This is a genomic window from Paenibacillus sabuli, from assembly GCF_014705605.1.
Taxonomy (GTDB): Bacteria; Bacillota; Bacilli; order Paenibacillales; family Paenibacillaceae; genus Paenibacillus_D; species Paenibacillus_D sabuli.
On sequence record NZ_JACXIZ010000008.1, the window covers coordinates 84,689 to 101,512 of the forward strand.

Below are 16,824 nucleotides of genomic sequence, written 5' to 3' on the forward strand. Positions count from 1 at the left end.
CGATGGGAATTACGGAAAGAAAGGTTTTCGGCTAATGGAGTCCAAACAAGGCCCGCGCATTTTCGGCAAATATTTTACGCTTCTTCTCCAGCGGAAGACGCTGCAGCACCTTCGTCGGATCGTCAAAGTCCCAGTGCGGATAGTCGCTGGAGAAGAGCAGCATGTTCTCCGCGTCGAACATTTCGAACATCATCGCCAGATGCTTCGGATTGTCCGGCTCCTCGATCGGCTGCGTCGTCAGCAGGCAGTGATCGCGCACATATTCGCTGGGCAGCCGCTTCAGCCACGGCACCGAGGCGCGCAGGCCCTTGTAATTTTTGTCGAGCCGCCACAGCAGCGGCGGCAGCCAGCTCACCCCGCCCTCGCTCAGCACGACCTTGAGGCCGGGGAACTTCTCGAATACGCCGTCGCAGACGAAGCTGACCAGGTGGGCCATGTAGGTCTGCGGCAGGCAGGTGTGCCACTGCAAGTAATTGGAGACATAGCCGACTGCGGTCGGCGGGTTGAAGATGCCGCTGCCCTCGGAGCCTGGATGAATGACGTATGGCAGCCCGTGGCGCACGCAAGCCTCGTAGATCGGATGGAAGAAGCGCTGGCCGTAGGGCATCCGCGAGCCGCCAATGACCGATACGCCGACAATGTCCGGATGCGGGCCGATGCGATCGATCTCGCGCGCCGCCTCGAGCGGGTCCTGCGTAGCGATGCACATCAGACCCTTGAAGCGCGGCGTCACCGGCAGCCATTCGGCAATCAGGTAGTCGTTGTACGCACGACAGATTGCCGCCGCATAATTCGCGTCCGCAAAGGCGGATACGCCGATCGTCGAATCCGAACACAGAATGGCGTAGTCCATGTGAAACGGATCGAGCAAATGCTCGATCATATAGTGCGGATCGGAGCCGACCGGCAAACCGCTCGGCGGATCGGCGTCCTTGCGCTTGCTTCCGATCGGCGAGATGTACGGCAGCCCGCCGCCGCGCAATCCCGCCTCCTGCTTCCAGATCGGATCGAGATACGGCAGCAGATCCTGGCTGCCGCGCAGCTGGTTGTGCACGTCGCAATCGATGATCGGCAGCGGTTCGGACTTATCGGACTTATTGGAGGCAGTTGAACCTAATGGAACAGATGTGGTGGTCATGAATCAGACTCCCTTCTTCGTACGATCTCCTAATTTGACGCAGACTTGGCCGTCTTGCACCTCCACCGGATAGGCGCGCACGCGCACGCGCGGGCTGAACAGCGAATGGCCGGTGGTCAGGTCGAATTCCCAGCCGTGCCAGGGACAGCGCAGAATCTCGTCCTCGCGCCCGAACACGAAGGTGTCGACCTCCGACTCCAGCGCGGTCCCGCATACCGGGCCGCGGCATACCTCGGCGCCCTGATGCGGGCAATAGTTGTGCACGGCATAGAATTTTCCTTTTACGTGATACACGCCGATCGACCGGCCTTGTAATTCAACGATGCGATACGTGCCCTCCGCCAGCTCGTCCACGCTCGCTACCGGATGCCAGGTCATGTGCAGCACCTCCTCTCTGCTTGCGGGTTCTCAAGTGCCTCATTCTCTTGTACAATAAGTGGTATCCCATACTCTGATACAGGAAGGAGCACGCCGACCCCATGCTCGACCTCCATGCTGTCGTACTCGACGACATGGTGCTCGGCTGGCGCAAGGACGAGGCGCCGACCGAGCACAGCATCCTGCTGCTCGTCGCGCGCGGGCAGCTCACCTACCGGCTGAACGGGGCCGAGCTCGCGCTGCACAAGGGCGACCTGCTCTACATCCCGCAGGGGACGCTGCGCTCCGCCAGCAACGATCCGCAAGGGCCGCATCAGAAGTATTCCGCCCACTTCCTCGCTCCGGCACCGCCCGCGCTGCCGCTGCCCGACCCCGCGGCGATCTGGCTCGTGCGCGCGCGCAACTCGGACTATCTGCACCAGCGCTTCGCCCTCATTGCGCAGCACTGGTACGGCCGTCTCCCGCATGCCCGCGCGATCTGCACGGGCGGCGTCATCGAGTTGCTCGGACTGATGGGCCGCGAGCTGGAGATGGACCGCTATTCGGCCGCGAAGCGGCGTCTCGTCGAAGCCGCGCAAGCCTACCTGATCGCGCGCTACCGCGAACCGCTGCGGCTCGATGAACTGGCTCGTCACCTGCAGCGTTCGCCCAATTACGTGACGCAGACGTATCGCGAGGTGACCGGGATGACCCCGACCGCCTATGTCCACCATCTCCGGATCCAGGCGGCACGCGACCTCATTCTGACAGCCGGCAAGACGATCGGCGAGACGTCCGATTATCTCGGGTTCAGCGATCAAGCCCACTTCAATCGCGTCTTCAAAAAACAGATGGGCTATCCGCCCTCCGCGCTACTCCGCGGCAGGAGCCACTTTGACGCTTAGCGGGCTCTAGATATAGTGTAGGGGATTCAGGGCCTCGAATCGATTGACGGAACGACGATTTTTTGTACGATTCAACGGAAATGGAGGGGATTGCAGGTGCAGGAGCATCCGAGAGACGGGCAGGCGCGGCTGCTCTGGACCGCACGCGTCGACTACCCGGCGGGGAGCGCCGTCGAGCCGCACCGGCACGAGGGCTTTTCGCAGCTGCTCGTCGTCCTTGAAGGAGGCGGCGAGCTGCGCGCGGACGGGGGCGTGCGGCCTTTGGACAAGCGATGCTGCTGCGTGCTCCCCGCGGGCTTGCGGCACGGCCTGTCCTTTTCGGAGCCGTCCATTACGCTCGATTTCAAGTTTGTGCTGACGGAGAATGGGCTCGCGGAGTGGATGGGACGGCTGCCGCGCACCTTCGACTGCTCCGACGAGGACCTGACCGATCTGAAGCGCGTCTTCAAGCTCTCGCTGCGCCAGCTGCTCGCGCCCGAGCCGCTGCTGCCGCTGCGCATCGACGGCTTGTTCAAGAGCACGCTGCTCGGTCTGATCCCGGGCAGCGAGGCCGCATCGCACCGCTGCGACCCTGCGCTTGTTCCGGATTTTCCGATGGCGGCCTATCTGGCCGAGCGCCTCGACCGCCGCGTCCCGCTCGAAGAGCTCGCCGCGCAGTACAACTTTCACCGCCATTACATCATCTCACTCTTCCGTCAACGGACGGGCATGACGCCGATCCGCTATCATCAGACGCTGCGGCTGGCCAAGGCCAAGGAATACCTCGAATTCACCGACTGGACCGTCTCCGAGATCGCCGACCGCCTCGGCTGGAGCCTGCCCTACATGTCGCGGCTGTTTCACCGCGAGATCCGCCTGTCGCCGGCCGCCTACCGCAGCTACGCGCTGCACGGTACCGGCACGGACATCGTGCTGGAGGATGGCTTTGTGAACCAGTGGCGGGTGACGCCGGCCCCGGCCCTTGCTTCCGGACCGGGCGACGACGAACAGGTCGATTAAGGAACCGGGCATATTTACAATCGCTTCCGGAATCCGGTAGGATAGAGGGTGGACGGCCAGCCGATGGCCGAGCCTCCGCTCCACAGAGGCATCTCCATTCCCAAATAAAGGAGCGAACTCATGAAACGAACCCGATTCATTCTTCCGCCCGCTCTGGCGGCTCTGCTCGCAACCGCTGCCATCCCGGGCCCGGCCGCGCATGCGGATCTGACGGCTCCGCCGGCGCCACCTGCGCACAACGGCAGCCCGGCGGCTCCCGTCAACACACCGGCCGCTCCCGCCGAAGCGCGCGAGGCTGTCTCGCCGCCCGTCTATCTGGCCGGCAATGCCGAGCCGCTCGCGCTGGAGGCACGCCTGCTCGGCGGCCATACGCTGGCTCCGGCAGAGGCGCTGCTGACCGCGCTCGGTTACGAGGTGAGCTGGAATCCGGACATGCAATTGATCGAAGCCCAGCGCGAGGGCCGGCAGCTGCGGCTCTACATGGACAGCCCGCACGGCGAGGTCGACGGCCAGCCGCAGCCGCTGCCCGCTCCGGCAAGGCTGATCGAGGGCGAGCCGTATATTCCGCTGCGCTGGGCCGCTCAGGCGGACGGACGCAAGGTCGACTGGCGCAGCGCCGACCGCAGCATCGTCATTCACCGCCAGGGCAGTATCCAGTCGACGCAGTCGCTGGTGCCCCTGCGCGTGGTCGTGCCGGTCCCGGGGGACCTGACGGAGGAGCTGCTAGCGCTCGCGCCGATGACAGAGGCGCTGAGCGAGCAGCTCGGCGCGACGGTCGAGCTGACTGCAGTCAAGGGGCCGCATTACCAGGACAAGGCCAACCTCATGATCGCCGCTGGCGATCTACCCGATCTGCTGTACCTGCCGGAGCCGTACTTGTACGAGCCGGGTCTGCTGAGCAGCATCGCCACGGAGCTCACGGACCGGATCGCCGATTATCCGCATCTGGCCGCGCTGCCGGAGGCCGCCTGGCAACAGATTGCGATGGGGGACGACGCCGTATACGGCGTACCGCGGCCGGTCTCGCCGGTCGATGCGCCGTTCCCCGCGCTGCGCCGGGACCTGCTGGACCGCTACGGTCTGGCCGTGCCGCAGACGATGGACGAGCTGCTCACGGCGCTGCGCGAGATGCAGGCGCAGGGCGAGAGAGGACAGCTGCTCGCCGCTGGCGCGGACGGCGGCGCCTTCGACTGGGCGCTGCGCGTGTACAATGCGAGCGGCAGCCGGCTCAAGGAGACGGACGCCGGCATCGTCGATACGCTCGTCAGCGAGGCGACGCGCGATGCGCTGCAGTGGCTGCGCACCGCATACGAAGAAGGTCTCATCGATCCGGACTACGCGCGCGTAACGGCGGACGAGCTGCCTGATTTGCTCAGCGGCGACACGGCGCTCGGCGCCGTTGCCGGGCTCGATATCGATCTCGCAGCGGCGGGTCAGGCGAACGCCGGAGACGAGGGCACCCTCGTGGAGCTGCTGCCGCTGACCGCGCTGCGCGCCGATGCGGACGCCGCTCCGATCACTGCCGCCGGGCCCGCGCACGAGGGGCTGTACATCATTCCCCGCATGTCCACTGCGGAAGAGGCCGAGCAAGCGCTGCAACTGCTCGATCTGCTCGCCGATCCCCAGCGCGTGCTGGGCGATCCGACGCAGGATGCGCTGGCGGACGAGCTGCTGGGCGACTTCGGACATCCAGACCAGGCCTTGGCCGGCACGGATAGCGCCAACGCGCCCGTCGGCATCGAGGCGGTGCGGGCGGCCCGGAGCGAGATTCATGCCGCACAGCCGGCTCCCGTTCAGCCCGCGCGATGGCTGCGCAACGACGACCGTGTGCGCTGGCAGGAGTGGGCGCAAGAGCTGACCGAGCTGCAGGACGATGTCATCACCGGCCGGGCTGCGCTGGCGGACTGGGACGATGCGATCGCTGCTCTCCAGGCCGACTCAGACTACATGCGCATCCTTGAATTGGTGAACGGCTAATGCCTAATTCTGATGCTAACTCTGATGCGTAGCACTGATGTGTAATTCTGATGCGTAGTTCTGATGCGTAATTTTAATTCGCAGCTCCCCTCTGATTCGTAATGCAGATCTGCAATCTTCTTCGTGAATGCGCCGGAAAGCGCAACAAAGCCGAGCACCGGGAATATGAATTCCCGGTGCTCGGCTTATACTATCGCGATTCATTCCGACCTTGCTAGATGCCCTTGAGCCCCCGCACCCGCCGCGCCGGCAAATTGAGCAGCAGCAGACCGGCCAGACAGACCCCCGCCCCGCTCAGTACATAACCGGTAATCGGCTCGTCGTACACGAGGTAGGACCACAGAATCGTGAACAGTACCGAGCAATTGCTGACGATCACCGCCACTGCGAACGGCACCATCTTGAGCGACTGCGCGAACCAGTAGAAGCTGAGGCCGGTAATCAGACCAAGCGCCCCTAGCGCCGCCAGCCTATACCCGCTGATTTCCCCGGACCATTCGAATTGCCACGGCAGCGGCGCAGCCATCAAGAGCGTGCACAGCAGGAACACGCTGAAATTCATATTGCCCGCATCCATTTCCTTGATCAGAATCTTCTGGCTCAGCACATGGAATACAACGCCGCATGCGGAGATCGTATAGAGCACTGTCGTCCAGCCCCCGCCCGCGAGCAGCTCGCCGAGCGGCATCCCGTTCCAGCTGATCAGCAGCACACCGGTGATACAGAGCGCGGCCGCCACCCAGCCGCGGCGCGAGATGCCCTCCTTGAGGAAGACAACCGAAATGATAAGCAGCAGTACGGTCTGAATGGGCGGCACCAGAATATTGCCATACGCGTAGCCGATCGAGATCGCGTAGTTCTCGAAAAAATAATTGCAGCACTTGCCCAGCGCGCCCAGCCAGACCCACTTCAATCCGAAGCGCAGCTTAAAGCCGCGGTCCTTCATCCAAATGAACAGGCCGAGAAACACGATGCCGAGCCCAAAACGGGCAAACGTAATTGTCGTGCTGTCCAGCATCGTGGAGGCGCCCTTGACCAGAATGCCGACAAAGCTCCACGACAGCGCGGCCAGCACAAGCAGAACATATCCCACTAGTTGCACACCTCGTCCGCCAAATTCACTCGTTCCATCATACACCTGCCGGGCGGGTTCGACCAGTCACAATATGCGTGGCAGTTGACGCGAGTCCCACCGGTGCTGCGTGTGACGCCAGAGCACGGGCTTTGAAATGTAAAAGTGCAGTTCATTTAGCGGATTAGAGCGCAATGGGGTTTACGAACTGCAAAAGTGCAGTTTATTCGGCGCGAAAGCCGACAATTTCGGCTCAATGGCGACAATAAACTGCACTTTTACATTTTATTCATTAAATACAGGTCGATTTCGGAAATTGGACTGTATTTTTGCAGTTCGACCAAGCCAGCTCGCCCACAATTCCACTCGTGCTGCCCCGTGCCGCCCTGCGCTCACCCATACCGCTCGTCGTCGTCGACACAGTCCCGCTCGCCTATCCGCTCGTCGATGACTATTCAGGCGCGCTCTCGCATACGCAAGTCGCTCACCATGCGGCCCCGCTCGCGCTTACGAGCCGCTCTCTCCAGTGCGCTTCCTATCTCAAGCGTATGTGCGAATAACGGCCGCCTGCCGCCTGCTCACGACGAACGATCTCCTGCTTGACCAACAACTGACGCGTGTGGCCGAATCTATACTTCCGAATCTCCGATTACGCGTACGCCCGGATCTCCACCAGCTCGGCGCGCGGCCCGCCGTTCGTCGCCTCGATGACGCAGCGCAGCTTCGTCACTGTGGCCGCCTGCTCCAGCGCAATGACACGCTTGCGCGTATGGTTGCCCGTCTCGCGGTGCAGCACCTGCCACGTGCCGTCTACCTCGCCCTCGAGCCGATAATCGCGCACCAGCTCCGGGATCGCCTCGAAGTCCGTCCGGTGATGATGCAGATTGATCAGGTCCTCATTCACATCGTCGTTGAAAATCAGCCGCACCTCGCGCACCTGCTGCGGTGTCTCCCAGGCCAACTCCACCCACGCCTCCTGCCCGGCGGCCAGCGGCTCGGACATCCACAGATGCGGACCGCCGTAAGGCCGCACGTAGCCGTCGATTACGCGCTCCGGCGCGTACGCCGTCGTCTGCGGATAGGCGCGGAAGCATATCGGCTGCCGTACCAACTTGCGCATGCTCCATTCCACGACCTTTTGATCCTGGCCGTGATCCTCCAGCTGCTTGACCGTGCGCGCCCCGGCATTCTTCTGGAACGCCAGCACGCCGCTCAGCGGCTCATCCGACAGATAGAGGCTGAGCGCCGGATTGGCCTTGACGATGACGAACGCATTCTGCGGCTCGCCGGGCTGCCATGCCACCGGCACCTTGACCCACTGCCGACCGCCCGCCGCGACCTCGACCTCCGCGCTTGTCTCCTGCGTATGCGGCACGTAGTTCTGCGGACGGCCGGTGCTCCACACCTCGACCGCAAGCGTGCCGGCCTCGCGCGCGTCGACGAGCAGCTCCAGCTCCGAGAGCGCCCCGTCTACCGGGAAGAGCAGGCCCGCATCCTCCTCGAGCGCATACGCCCTGGCTGGCACCTCGACCCCGAGTCGCCGCAACGTGCCGGAGGCGCTGACCGCGGCGCCGCGCGCCAGATCGTCGGCATCCTGATTGCGCACGCCGAGTACCGAGGCGTCCTGGCGCAGCAGCGTCTGCAGCAGCTCCGGCAGATGCTCTTGGTAGACGCCGCGCGGCGTCGTGCCGTGCTGGACGGCGAGCGCCGCGCCAGTGCCGGCCCCTTCGCCGATGACCGCGCAGGTCGCCATGACGCGCGTCGTGCCGAAGGCGACGTGGGTCGCGCTGATGTTGCGGCCGGCGAACATCAGATTGGCGACATTCGCCGAGTAGAGCGAGCGGAAGGGCACATGATAGTTGCCGTCGGCGTGCAGATGCTTGGAGCCGCTCTCGGTGGCATACATCCCCTGCGGCGGATGCAGGTCGATCGACCAGCCGCCGAAGGCGACGCGGTCCTCGAATTCCTCCTGCGCCAGAATATCGTTCTGATTCAGCACGTAGTCCCCGATGAAGCGGCGGTATTCGCGCTTGCCGGGCAGCGAGCCGACCCATTCGAGCGTCATGTTCTCGGAGTCGAACTGGCCGGAATTTTTGATATAATCCCAGATGCCGTAGATGACCGACCACAGCTCGTCGCGGATGCGCTCGTTCTCGTGCACGGTATCGAGCTCGCCGCCCCACTCGATCCACCAGTAGAAGCACCCCGAGTCGCCGCTGCGGATGACCCGCTTCATCGGGATCGATGTCTTGGTGATGTCCTTGGCGAAGCTCGGCGCGACGTACTTGACCGGATGACCGGCATCCTTGCTGTAGAACAGGATCGTGCTGCCGAGCGTGATGCCGTCCGCCTCCTCCGGCGCCCAGATCTCGTTGTACTCGCTGCGCGCCTCGCGGCCGATCCGGTACTTGGCTCCGGCCATGAACCCGACGAGGCCGTCGCCCGTGCAGTCGAGGTAGATCTCGCTCTCGAAGCGGATACGCCGCTCCGAGCCCATCATCCAGCCCGTCACCGAGCGAATGCGGCGATCGGCCTCGTCCCCGTCCGCCTCCACCTCGTGGACGTCCGTATTCAGGAACAGCTGAATATTGGGCTCAGCCAACACAGTCTCCAGCACGACATTGTCCCAGAAGTACGGGTTGCCGTCCGGATTGCGGAACTGATTCTCCACGAACATCTCGCCCATGATCCCCGTCTCACGGGCGTAGCGGTGCGTCCCGTGCGCCGTCGCGCCGCATACCCACACCCGCACCTCGCTGCTCGAGTTGCCGCCCAACACCGGCCGATTCTGCACGAGCGCCACCGTGCGCCCGAGCCGAGCCGCCGCCACCGCCGCGTTCACCCCGGCCAGCCCGCCGCCGACGACGGTAATATCGGTTTGTACCGTTTCGTTTCGCATTTTCCCTGCGCCTCCTCTTTCTCTTCTTCCGTTTCTCGCGTGATTGCGCTGTCCCTCTGATCCTTTTGCACGAAATTTCACAATGTTTGCATTTGAACCAACCGTTTGAGACTGGCTTGCGTACATATTCTCCTCATTATATAAGCTGTTCTTTACTTTTGACATGGACGCAATTACGATAGACATATCCATAATTTCAATCGTTGCAGGGGGGGATGACGATGAGCAGGCTGGACCCGTTGATTCGTCCGCATTCCAGCTCACAGGTGTATTGGGAAGGCATTACGGTATTTCAAAAAGTGTCCGACCGTTACGACTCCTGGGTGCTGTTTGCGGTAGTTGAGGGCCGCTTTCGCTATCGCATCGGCACGGCAAGCGGCGAAGCCGCATTCGGCGACGTCGTCCTCTGTCCGCCCGGCATGCTGTTCGAGCGCGAGGTGCTGGAGCCGCTGTCCTTTCACTTCTATCGCTTCGACTGGCAGCCGTCGCACTCCGCAGCCGGTATGGGCGCAGGCGGCTGCCAGACGCGGCGTAACGAGAAGAGCAGCCATTCGATGCGAGACGATACGGAGGAGGACAGCAGCCTGACCGAAGCGGCGAAGGAGACGACGGTCGTGGACACACAAGGACCCGAAGGCGGCCATACGCCGGTCCCGGCGCAAGACTGGCAAGATGAGCCCCCGGCTGCGGCGTGGCACGGGCCCGAGGGAAGCGTCCCGTCACGAAGCGGCTGGCAGGCAAGCGCGCCGCCCGTGAGCGAAGACGAACGAGCAGCCGCCGGCTTGCCCGGACCGGGCAAGCGGACGATTCGCGACCTGGAGCGCCTCGCTTCCAATTACGCGTATCTGAATCAACTGCAGGAGCGTGGCGCCGGACAGCGAGGGCACGCGCTCGCCGCCCATCTGTTGTGCGATCTGTGGCAGCTCTGCTGCCTCTCGGATGGCGCAGCCTCGGATGCGCACCGGCGCCGGCCCGGATCAGCGATGCGCGAGGCGGCCCAACTGCTCGGCGAAGGCGCCTCGCGGCCGCTCGCGGTGAAGGAGGTGGCCCTTCGACTGGGCCTGACCGCAGTGCAACTGACCCGTCGCTTCCGCGAGGCATACGACCGCACGCCGCTCGACTATTTGACCGGGCTGCGCGTGCAGCGCGCCCAATCCCTGCTGCTGCGCAGCGAGCTGACGCTCGACGAGATCGCGCAGCAGTGCGGCTACGAGAGCGGCTTCTATCTGAGCCGCCTGTTTGCCAAGCGGCTCGGCATCTCGCCTTCGGATTATAGGCGGATGCACCGAATTTAGCCGAGTCGGAACTTGCGCCGACCTCTGGCCGCGACGAGGCAGCACGGGACCAGCCACAGCTCGGGGTGCTGTCGGTTATCGATCACAGGCTCGAATAATTGACAGCGCACACGAATCGGTCAAAGCGTACCGGTTGGCGACGTCTTCTTCCGACGGCACAAGCTACGTTACGAAAATACGTTGCTGAAAAGCCCGACCGCGAGGCGGTCGGGCTTTTTCCGGTGTTGTCGGTGTTGTACTTCCTTGATTTATACAGTCATTCGCAGGGAGCAGGGACACAGAGACAGTGAACGATACCGCTGAGCGGGGGCATACTCGCCTAAATCAGTCCCGATTGAATGAGCAGCTGCGCCAGCATCCGGGCCGCCTCTGCGCGCGTGACGAACGAACCCGGCGCAAGCAGGCCGCCGCCTCGCCCTTGCACGATGCCCGCATGCACACTGTCAGCAACTCCGCGCTGCGCCCAGTTCGATATCGCTGCGCGATCGGAGAAGGCGTCCAGCGCTTGATTCGCGACCAGCTCCGAGCCGGCGCCCGCAAGACCGGTCCGCTCCATCGCGTGCACCATCATGAGCATCGCCTGCTCTCTCGTAATCCGAGCATCGGGGCGGAAGCTGCCGTCCTCGTAGCCGTTGATTAATCCGTAAGCATATGCAGTCTCCGCCGCGGCGGCGTACCAGTCCCGTTCGTCCACATCGTGGAACGAAGACGCTGCCGGGACAGCGCCGAGCCCGAGCGCTCGCACCATTGCCGCAGTGAACTCCGCGCGCGTCATCTCCCGATCCGGCCCGAAGCTGCCGTCCTCGTAACCACGCACGACCATCCGCGATCCCATCTCGTCGATTGCGGCTGCGCCCCAATGGCCGGCTGTATCCTCGAACTGGAGCGGATGCCAGATGAGCGCATAGCTGCTATTGGTCATGCTATTGATGATCGCATAGTCCCCTGCTTCCTCCTGCACGACTCGGGTCGGCACATGGCGCACGTTGCCATCGGCCTCCACGACGACAGCGGTGGTGATGCGCTCCGGATCGACGCCATCAGGCAAGGCGATGGTCCGCTCGACGTACGCCTGGAAGGCGTCGATTTTTTCGACGCGACCTGCATACTCGGCCATCACCTCGAACTCGACCGGTTCACCTACAATCGAGAATCCTCCATTGTCCGCGGCGGCTTCCGCCGTGTTCTCCGCTGCGGGCAGCAGCGCAGCGATCCGGATGCGAATCACGATGTCTTCCGACAACACATCGTCGCCGAAGCGGCTCGCCAGGGCGTCCATCGCGATCTGCTCGGCCGGCAGGGTATACGTGTGCGTGCCCGTCTCCAGTACCAGCACGGCTTGCCGCATCTCCATTTGGCGGACAATGTCTCCGGTGAGCTGCGCGACGACGACAGCGCTGTCCTTCTCGACCGGGATGGTAATGACCGCGCCCTCGCCCTCCGCGTTCAACCGTTGCAGCAGCTTGGTTTTGTCCAGTACGACCGTCACTATATCTTGTCCGTTTATCCGCTTTTGCAGCAGGACACCCGTACTGACTGGCTTGCCGTTCACCATCACCTCGTATCCCGTATTATCCGGCAACGGAGTTGTACTCGTCCCGCCGCTGGTCGGCGGCGCCGCCTCGGCCCGCGTCACGAGGAGTGTATAGAGACGGCTCGAACCGTCCTCGGATGTGATGCGAATTGTGATTTCATTGTCGCCCGTCGTCAGCGACTGCGAACGTTCGGCAGCTCCGCTTTCGTCCAGCAGCACCACTACACTGTTGATCTCCAGCGTCGCCGCTGTGTTCGCTTGCAGCGAGAGCTTCACCTCCGCGACATCGTAGGAGACCTCCGCGTGGTAGTCCAGCACGTCCGGCGCGAATGCCGGACTCAGCGTTCCCGCATCCAGGGACAACAGATTCAGGCTCGTATCTGCGGACAGCACCTTTACCATTCTCGTTTTTTCAGTCCGATTGCCCGAGCTGTCTTCTACGCGGTAAGCCAGCTCATAGCTGCCCGGCTGGGCCGTGTCGACGGCGCCGGACACGATGATCTGAGCGCTCAGGTCGCCGTCGTATTGGTCCGCAGCCGTCGCGCCGGGGTCGACGAATGCCGTTCCTTCCGCCCAGGTGAGCGGATTGTCTCCGAGCAGCGTCAGCGACGGCGCCGTCGTATCCACCATCTCGATTGTCCGCACGCGCTGAACAGCCGCATTGCCTGCAGCGTCCCGGACATCGTAATACAGGGAGTAGACGCCGATCGTGTCAGGTTGCACCGTGCCGGAGGTCACGACTGCCTCGGTCAGGTCACCGTCGCGGGTATCCCATGCCGTCGCGCCCGGATCGACGAACGGCGTGCCGACCTCCAGCACGACGGCCGCCTCGCCGTTCAGCGTGATCTCCGGCGCTGTCGCATCATAAGCGATGCGCCATACCGCCGAGGCCGGATTGCCGTTATTGACCTTGTCGGTGACGGCGTCTTCAATGACCGATACCTCGACGTCTCCATCCGCAATCGGCGCGATCGTGGCGGTATAGATCAGCCCGTTTACGACTGGCGTCAACTCTTGCAGGCTGCCATTGTTCACCGTGAGATCCGTCTCCTCGAATCCGCTCACAGGCTCGCTGAAAGTAACGGTTACCTTGAATGCGGATTTGCGCGTCGGGTCGCCTTCATTCGAGTCCAGCTCCACGGTAGGCACGGTGACGTCCTCCACCACGACATGGACAATTGCGCTATTCGTCCGGGCAATCTTCGTGCCGGGCACCGCTTCGTTGGTGTTGGTCACCTGGACATAATAATACGCTTCGAATGCCGTACCGGTGCGTACCGTGAAGGTCGATCCGGTCTCTCCGACTACAAACGAACCGCCGTTGTAGCTATTGGCAGCGTTTCGGATCCATTGATAGCTGAGCGCGCCCTCGTCGCTTACGTTCGCCTCAACGCTCAATGTCAGCAGATCGTTCTCTGCGACCGTCGCCCCCTGCGGCTGCAAATTGATCGTCGGCTCCACCGCGTCGGTCAGCGCGTTGACCACCACATGTGCCGTATCGCTCCGCACGCTCGCGGTCGGATTGCCGCTCACCGTATGGTCGGTGTTGGTCACGACCACGTAAAAGTAGTCGTCCCGCGCAGCTCCGGTGGGTACCGTATACGTCGCGTTCGTCTGCCCGTTCAGCGCGGAGCCGCCGGCGTTGCTGTCCTCCGAATTGCGGTACCACTGGTAGCTCAACTCACCAGTGCCACTCGCCGTCACGCTCAGCTCCACCGGGGTCGCTCCTTCGTCCACCGGAGGCCCTCCCTGCGGGTGCGATGTGATGATCGGCGCCGCCGCGTCGGTCAGCGCGTTAACCACCACATGCGCCGTGTCGCTCCGCACGCTCGCGGTCGGATTGCCGCTCACCGTATGGTCGGTGTTGGTCACGACCACGTAGAAGTAATCGTCCCGCGCAGCTCCGGTGGGTACCGTATACGTCGCGTTCGTCTGTCCGTTCAGCGCGAAGCCTCCGGCATTGCTGTCCTCCGTGTTGCGGTACCACTGATAGCTCAGCTCGCCATCGCCGCTGGCCTCCACGGTCAGCACCACCGGCGCCGCGCCCTCGTCCACCGTCATTCCCTGCGGTTGCGATGTGATTGTCGGTGCCGTCGCATTGGTCAGCGCATTGACCACCACATGCGCCGTGTCGCTCCTTACGCTCGCGGTCGGATTGCCGCTCACCGTATCGTCGGTGTTGGTCACGACCACGTAGAAGTAATCGTCCCGCGCAGCTCCGGTGGGTACCGTATACGTCGCGTTCGTCTGTCCGTTCAGCGCGAAGCCTCCGGCATTGCTGTCCTCCGTGTTGCGGTACCACTGATAGCTCAGCTCGCCATCGCCGCTGGCCTCCACGGTCAGCACCACCGGCGCCGCGCCCTCGTCCACCGTATCGCCCTGCGGCTGCGATGTGATCGTGGGCGGGCTTGCGTCGTTATATACGACTGCATTTGTTTCTCCGAATCTTGTGACCATGCCATTTCCATCCACTTCGGCCACTGCAATATAATCGCCGTCGACAGCTAAAATTCGACCATTGCCTGGCAGGCTGGCATATCCACTCAAGGCATCGCCTACATTTGGAACGACGTTCGGTGTGTTGCCGTTATTCCGGTACACAAATTGACTTCCGGAATTCACTATCTCCGCAACCGTCAAGTTGGTCATGCCATTTTGCTCGTGACCGAAAACATCCGCCGTGCTTACCGTCAATCCACTTGCCGGGGTTGCCGCGCCCGACGTCTGAATTTCAAAATTAACCAATGTCACATCAATAATAAAATGTCCAGAGGTAATGTTTATTTCAATTGTAAAAGAATCGACTTGGTTGATACCCGTAAAGGTTACTTTTTTTGCATCCTCGCATCCGCTACCACCGCATACCGTCTCGGCGTCTTCAAATGAAGCCGTCTGAGCCGGCACCGTCTCCGATCCATCGCGATATCCAGTTATCGTGACTGAGCCGGTCATGTTTGTATATAGAGGAAAAAATGTAAAGCTGGTGACATCAAAATACTCTCCACCAGAGGCTACCTTCAAGCTCCCACTGGTTCCAGTCGAGTCATTGAAGTAGATCCCTTTGGTATTAGCCGCCCCCTCATATTGAAGAACAGATGATGCTTCAGAAATGGTAAATCCATCGCTCCCAATTGTCGAAGTCCCGTCAAAACCCTGCACTTGCTCCGGCTCCCAAGCACCATATATGACCGGGGCCGGCAAGCCGTACCCGATACACAAGAGTAAAATTAAACCGACGGCAACACTTTTTTTAATCATGACGTCTCCCCTTAAAATTGATTCAGAAACTGATTCATTTTCTAAATACACAACATCAAGTCGCAAAATCCCATAAAAACAATTGTCAAAAAATATAGTTGATTGCTTTCCCTGAATGAAATTTCAATTCACATTCCATATAATCATAGCCTTACTGAATTTATTTGTCCCGCAAAAAAATCCCTTTTTATACAGGCGAAATATTTTATTTTAAACGCAATAGGCCTGATTACAGGTCAATTGCTTTACTCAAAAATCGGCTTGTTCGAAACATAGATTTTGAAATAACGCCACATTCCATCTGGCAACTGTCGCGACCTTCTTACCCTCGCCAAAGCTGTTCCAATGCTTGAGGCAACAACTCATATTTATGATTGCGCTGCTTGCCCGTTCCGACGATGATTCGTTTGGCGATCAGGCTCTTGATGACCTTGCGTGTCGTTGTTCCTTGTAATTGGAGCGCCATCATCGCATCTTGCATGCGAAACGGCCGCTTCAACTGCACCGCACAACGAACCAACTCACGTTCATACACACTTAAATCGTTGAAGCTTGAAGAAGAACTGCCTGAAAATCTTCCAAGCAGCTCATATACACTTCTCCGACATGCCTCCGGCCGCTGCTCCATCTCATCCCAGGCAAACGGGATGTACTTGTATCCGTACATCGCAATCGTTCGAATCCGCATACGCTCAAAGCTAAACCGCTCTCTCGTGATGGCCCCGGCGTGAGGCACATAGCCCTCACTTTCAAATGCAAGACCAAGCGGCGCATAGAACACATCCACAAAAATGGTAACCCCGGTCAGACTGGTCATTGGATATTCCAATTCAAACCCGTCAAAGGTTTGAAAAACCGGCCATAGCACCGACTCAAGCATTTTTATCTCGCCAGTTTTGTTTTTCTGCAACCGCTCAAGCCTTGCTCCGTGCGCCAGTTTCTGCTGATCATCCATAAAAACAGCAAATGCCTTTTCAAACATTTCATCTCCTCCAGTGAAATACAAATTAGGGAAAAAGGCGAAACGGTTACCGCAAGATTCGTTCCGAGAATATAGAGACCGTTTTATAAACGTGAAACTTATAAATTCAATATAGTTAAAAAAAGCCGGACTTCTCCCTTTGGAGAAATCCGGCGTGTGCTTCACGCGGAAAACGAACGTATGCTTCTGTCAGTTTCCATTTTATCAAACTTTCTGTCACTTTAACAACTCTCTAACTACTTTTTTACTTTTAACCTGTAGCCTCACATTTTGCGCTTATTCCCGCCACCCGAGCAATTTCGCCCCTGTAGACTCGCATTTTGCGCTTATTTCCGCCACCCGAGCAATTTCGCCTCTGTAGCCTCACATTTTGCGCTTATTTCCACTACCCGAGCAATTTCGCCCCTG

Annotated in this window: 10 protein-coding genes; 4 read left to right on the forward strand and 6 right to left on the reverse strand. The window is 60.9% G+C overall.

Annotated elements, in window-relative coordinates:
• Window positions 1-31: 31 nt before the first annotated feature.
• Both IDH44_RS03170 and IDH44_RS03175 read right to left on the reverse strand, forming a co-directional pair.
• Window positions 32-1,138: an amidohydrolase family protein gene (locus tag IDH44_RS03170; RefSeq protein WP_190914626.1), complete on the reverse strand. Its 1,107-nt coding sequence runs from the start codon at window positions 1,136-1,138 to the stop codon at window positions 32-34.
• 3 nt (window positions 1,139-1,141) lie between these two features.
• Window positions 1,142-1,516 (reverse strand): Rieske (2Fe-2S) protein, encoded by a 375-nt coding sequence (locus IDH44_RS03175; protein WP_190914628.1) that lies wholly within the window; start codon window positions 1,514-1,516, stop codon window positions 1,142-1,144.
• 101 nt (window positions 1,517-1,617) lie between these two features.
• Here IDH44_RS03175 and IDH44_RS03180 point away from each other — a divergent pair, with 101 nt between their 5' ends.
• The 3 genes from IDH44_RS03180 (at window position 1,618) to IDH44_RS03190 (ending at window position 5,376) form a co-directional block, all read left to right on the forward strand.
• Window positions 1,618-2,400, forward strand: coding sequence for a helix-turn-helix transcriptional regulator (locus tag IDH44_RS03180; RefSeq protein ID WP_190914630.1), 783 nt, complete (start codon window positions 1,618-1,620; stop codon window positions 2,398-2,400).
• Between the two features lie 96 nt (window positions 2,401-2,496).
• The gene (locus IDH44_RS03185; RefSeq protein WP_190914632.1) at window positions 2,497-3,399 is read left to right on the forward strand and encodes a helix-turn-helix domain-containing protein; all 903 of its coding nucleotides are present in this window, start codon (window positions 2,497-2,499) and stop codon (window positions 3,397-3,399) included.
• 120 nt (window positions 3,400-3,519) lie between these two features.
• Window positions 3,520-5,376, forward strand: coding sequence for an extracellular solute-binding protein (locus tag IDH44_RS03190; protein ID WP_190914634.1), 1,857 nt, complete (start codon window positions 3,520-3,522; stop codon window positions 5,374-5,376).
• Between the two features lie 214 nt (window positions 5,377-5,590).
• Here IDH44_RS03190 and IDH44_RS03195 read toward each other — a convergent pair whose 3' ends face one another.
• Both IDH44_RS03195 and IDH44_RS03200 read right to left on the reverse strand, forming a co-directional pair.
• The gene (locus IDH44_RS03195; RefSeq protein WP_190914636.1) at window positions 5,591-6,469 is read right to left on the reverse strand and encodes a DMT family transporter; all 879 of its coding nucleotides are present in this window, start codon (window positions 6,467-6,469) and stop codon (window positions 5,591-5,593) included.
• A 628-nt stretch (window positions 6,470-7,097) separates the two neighbouring features.
• Complete coding sequence (locus IDH44_RS03200) at window positions 7,098-9,347, reverse strand: FAD-dependent oxidoreductase (RefSeq protein WP_190914638.1); 2,250 nt, start codon at window positions 9,345-9,347, stop codon at window positions 7,098-7,100.
• A gap of 221 nt (window positions 9,348-9,568) precedes the next feature.
• Here IDH44_RS03200 and IDH44_RS03205 point away from each other — a divergent pair, with 221 nt between their 5' ends.
• Window positions 9,569-10,642, forward strand: a complete 1,074-nt coding sequence (locus tag IDH44_RS03205; RefSeq protein WP_190914640.1) for a helix-turn-helix domain-containing protein — start codon at window positions 9,569-9,571, stop codon at window positions 10,640-10,642.
• 319 nt (window positions 10,643-10,961) lie between these two features.
• Here IDH44_RS03205 and IDH44_RS03210 read toward each other — a convergent pair whose 3' ends face one another.
• A complete protein-coding gene (locus tag IDH44_RS03210) occupies window positions 10,962-15,434 on the reverse strand; it encodes an immunoglobulin-like domain-containing protein (RefSeq protein ID WP_317890097.1) in 4,473 nt (1,490 codons plus the stop codon).
• 322 nt (window positions 15,435-15,756) lie between these two features.
• Window positions 15,757-16,416 (reverse strand): hypothetical protein, encoded by a 660-nt coding sequence (locus tag IDH44_RS03215; RefSeq protein ID WP_190914644.1) that lies wholly within the window; start codon window positions 16,414-16,416, stop codon window positions 15,757-15,759.
• Between the last annotated feature and the right edge of the window lie 408 nt (window positions 16,417-16,824).

Coding starts and splice junctions, on each gene's coding strand:
- IDH44_RS03170 (WP_190914626.1), bottom strand. CDS start 1,138: ATGACCACCACATCTGTTCCATTAGGTTCAACTGCCTCCAATAAGTCC.
- IDH44_RS03175 (WP_190914628.1), bottom strand. CDS start 1,516: ATGACCTGGCATCCGGTAGCGAGCGTGGACGAGCTGGCGGAGGGCACG.
- IDH44_RS03180 (WP_190914630.1), top strand. CDS start 1,618: ATGCTCGACCTCCATGCTGTCGTACTCGACGACATGGTGCTCGGCTGG.
- IDH44_RS03190 (WP_190914634.1), top strand. CDS start 3,520: ATGAAACGAACCCGATTCATTCTTCCGCCCGCTCTGGCGGCTCTGCTC.
- IDH44_RS03200 (WP_190914638.1), bottom strand. CDS start 9,347: ATGCGAAACGAAACGGTACAAACCGATATTACCGTCGTCGGCGGCGGG.
- IDH44_RS03205 (WP_190914640.1), top strand. CDS start 9,569: ATGAGCAGGCTGGACCCGTTGATTCGTCCGCATTCCAGCTCACAGGTG.
- IDH44_RS03210 (WP_317890097.1), bottom strand. CDS start 15,434: ATGATTAAAAAAAGTGTTGCCGTCGGTTTAATTTTACTCTTGTGTATC.
- IDH44_RS03215 (WP_190914644.1), bottom strand. CDS start 16,416: ATGTTTGAAAAGGCATTTGCTGTTTTTATGGATGATCAGCAGAAACTG.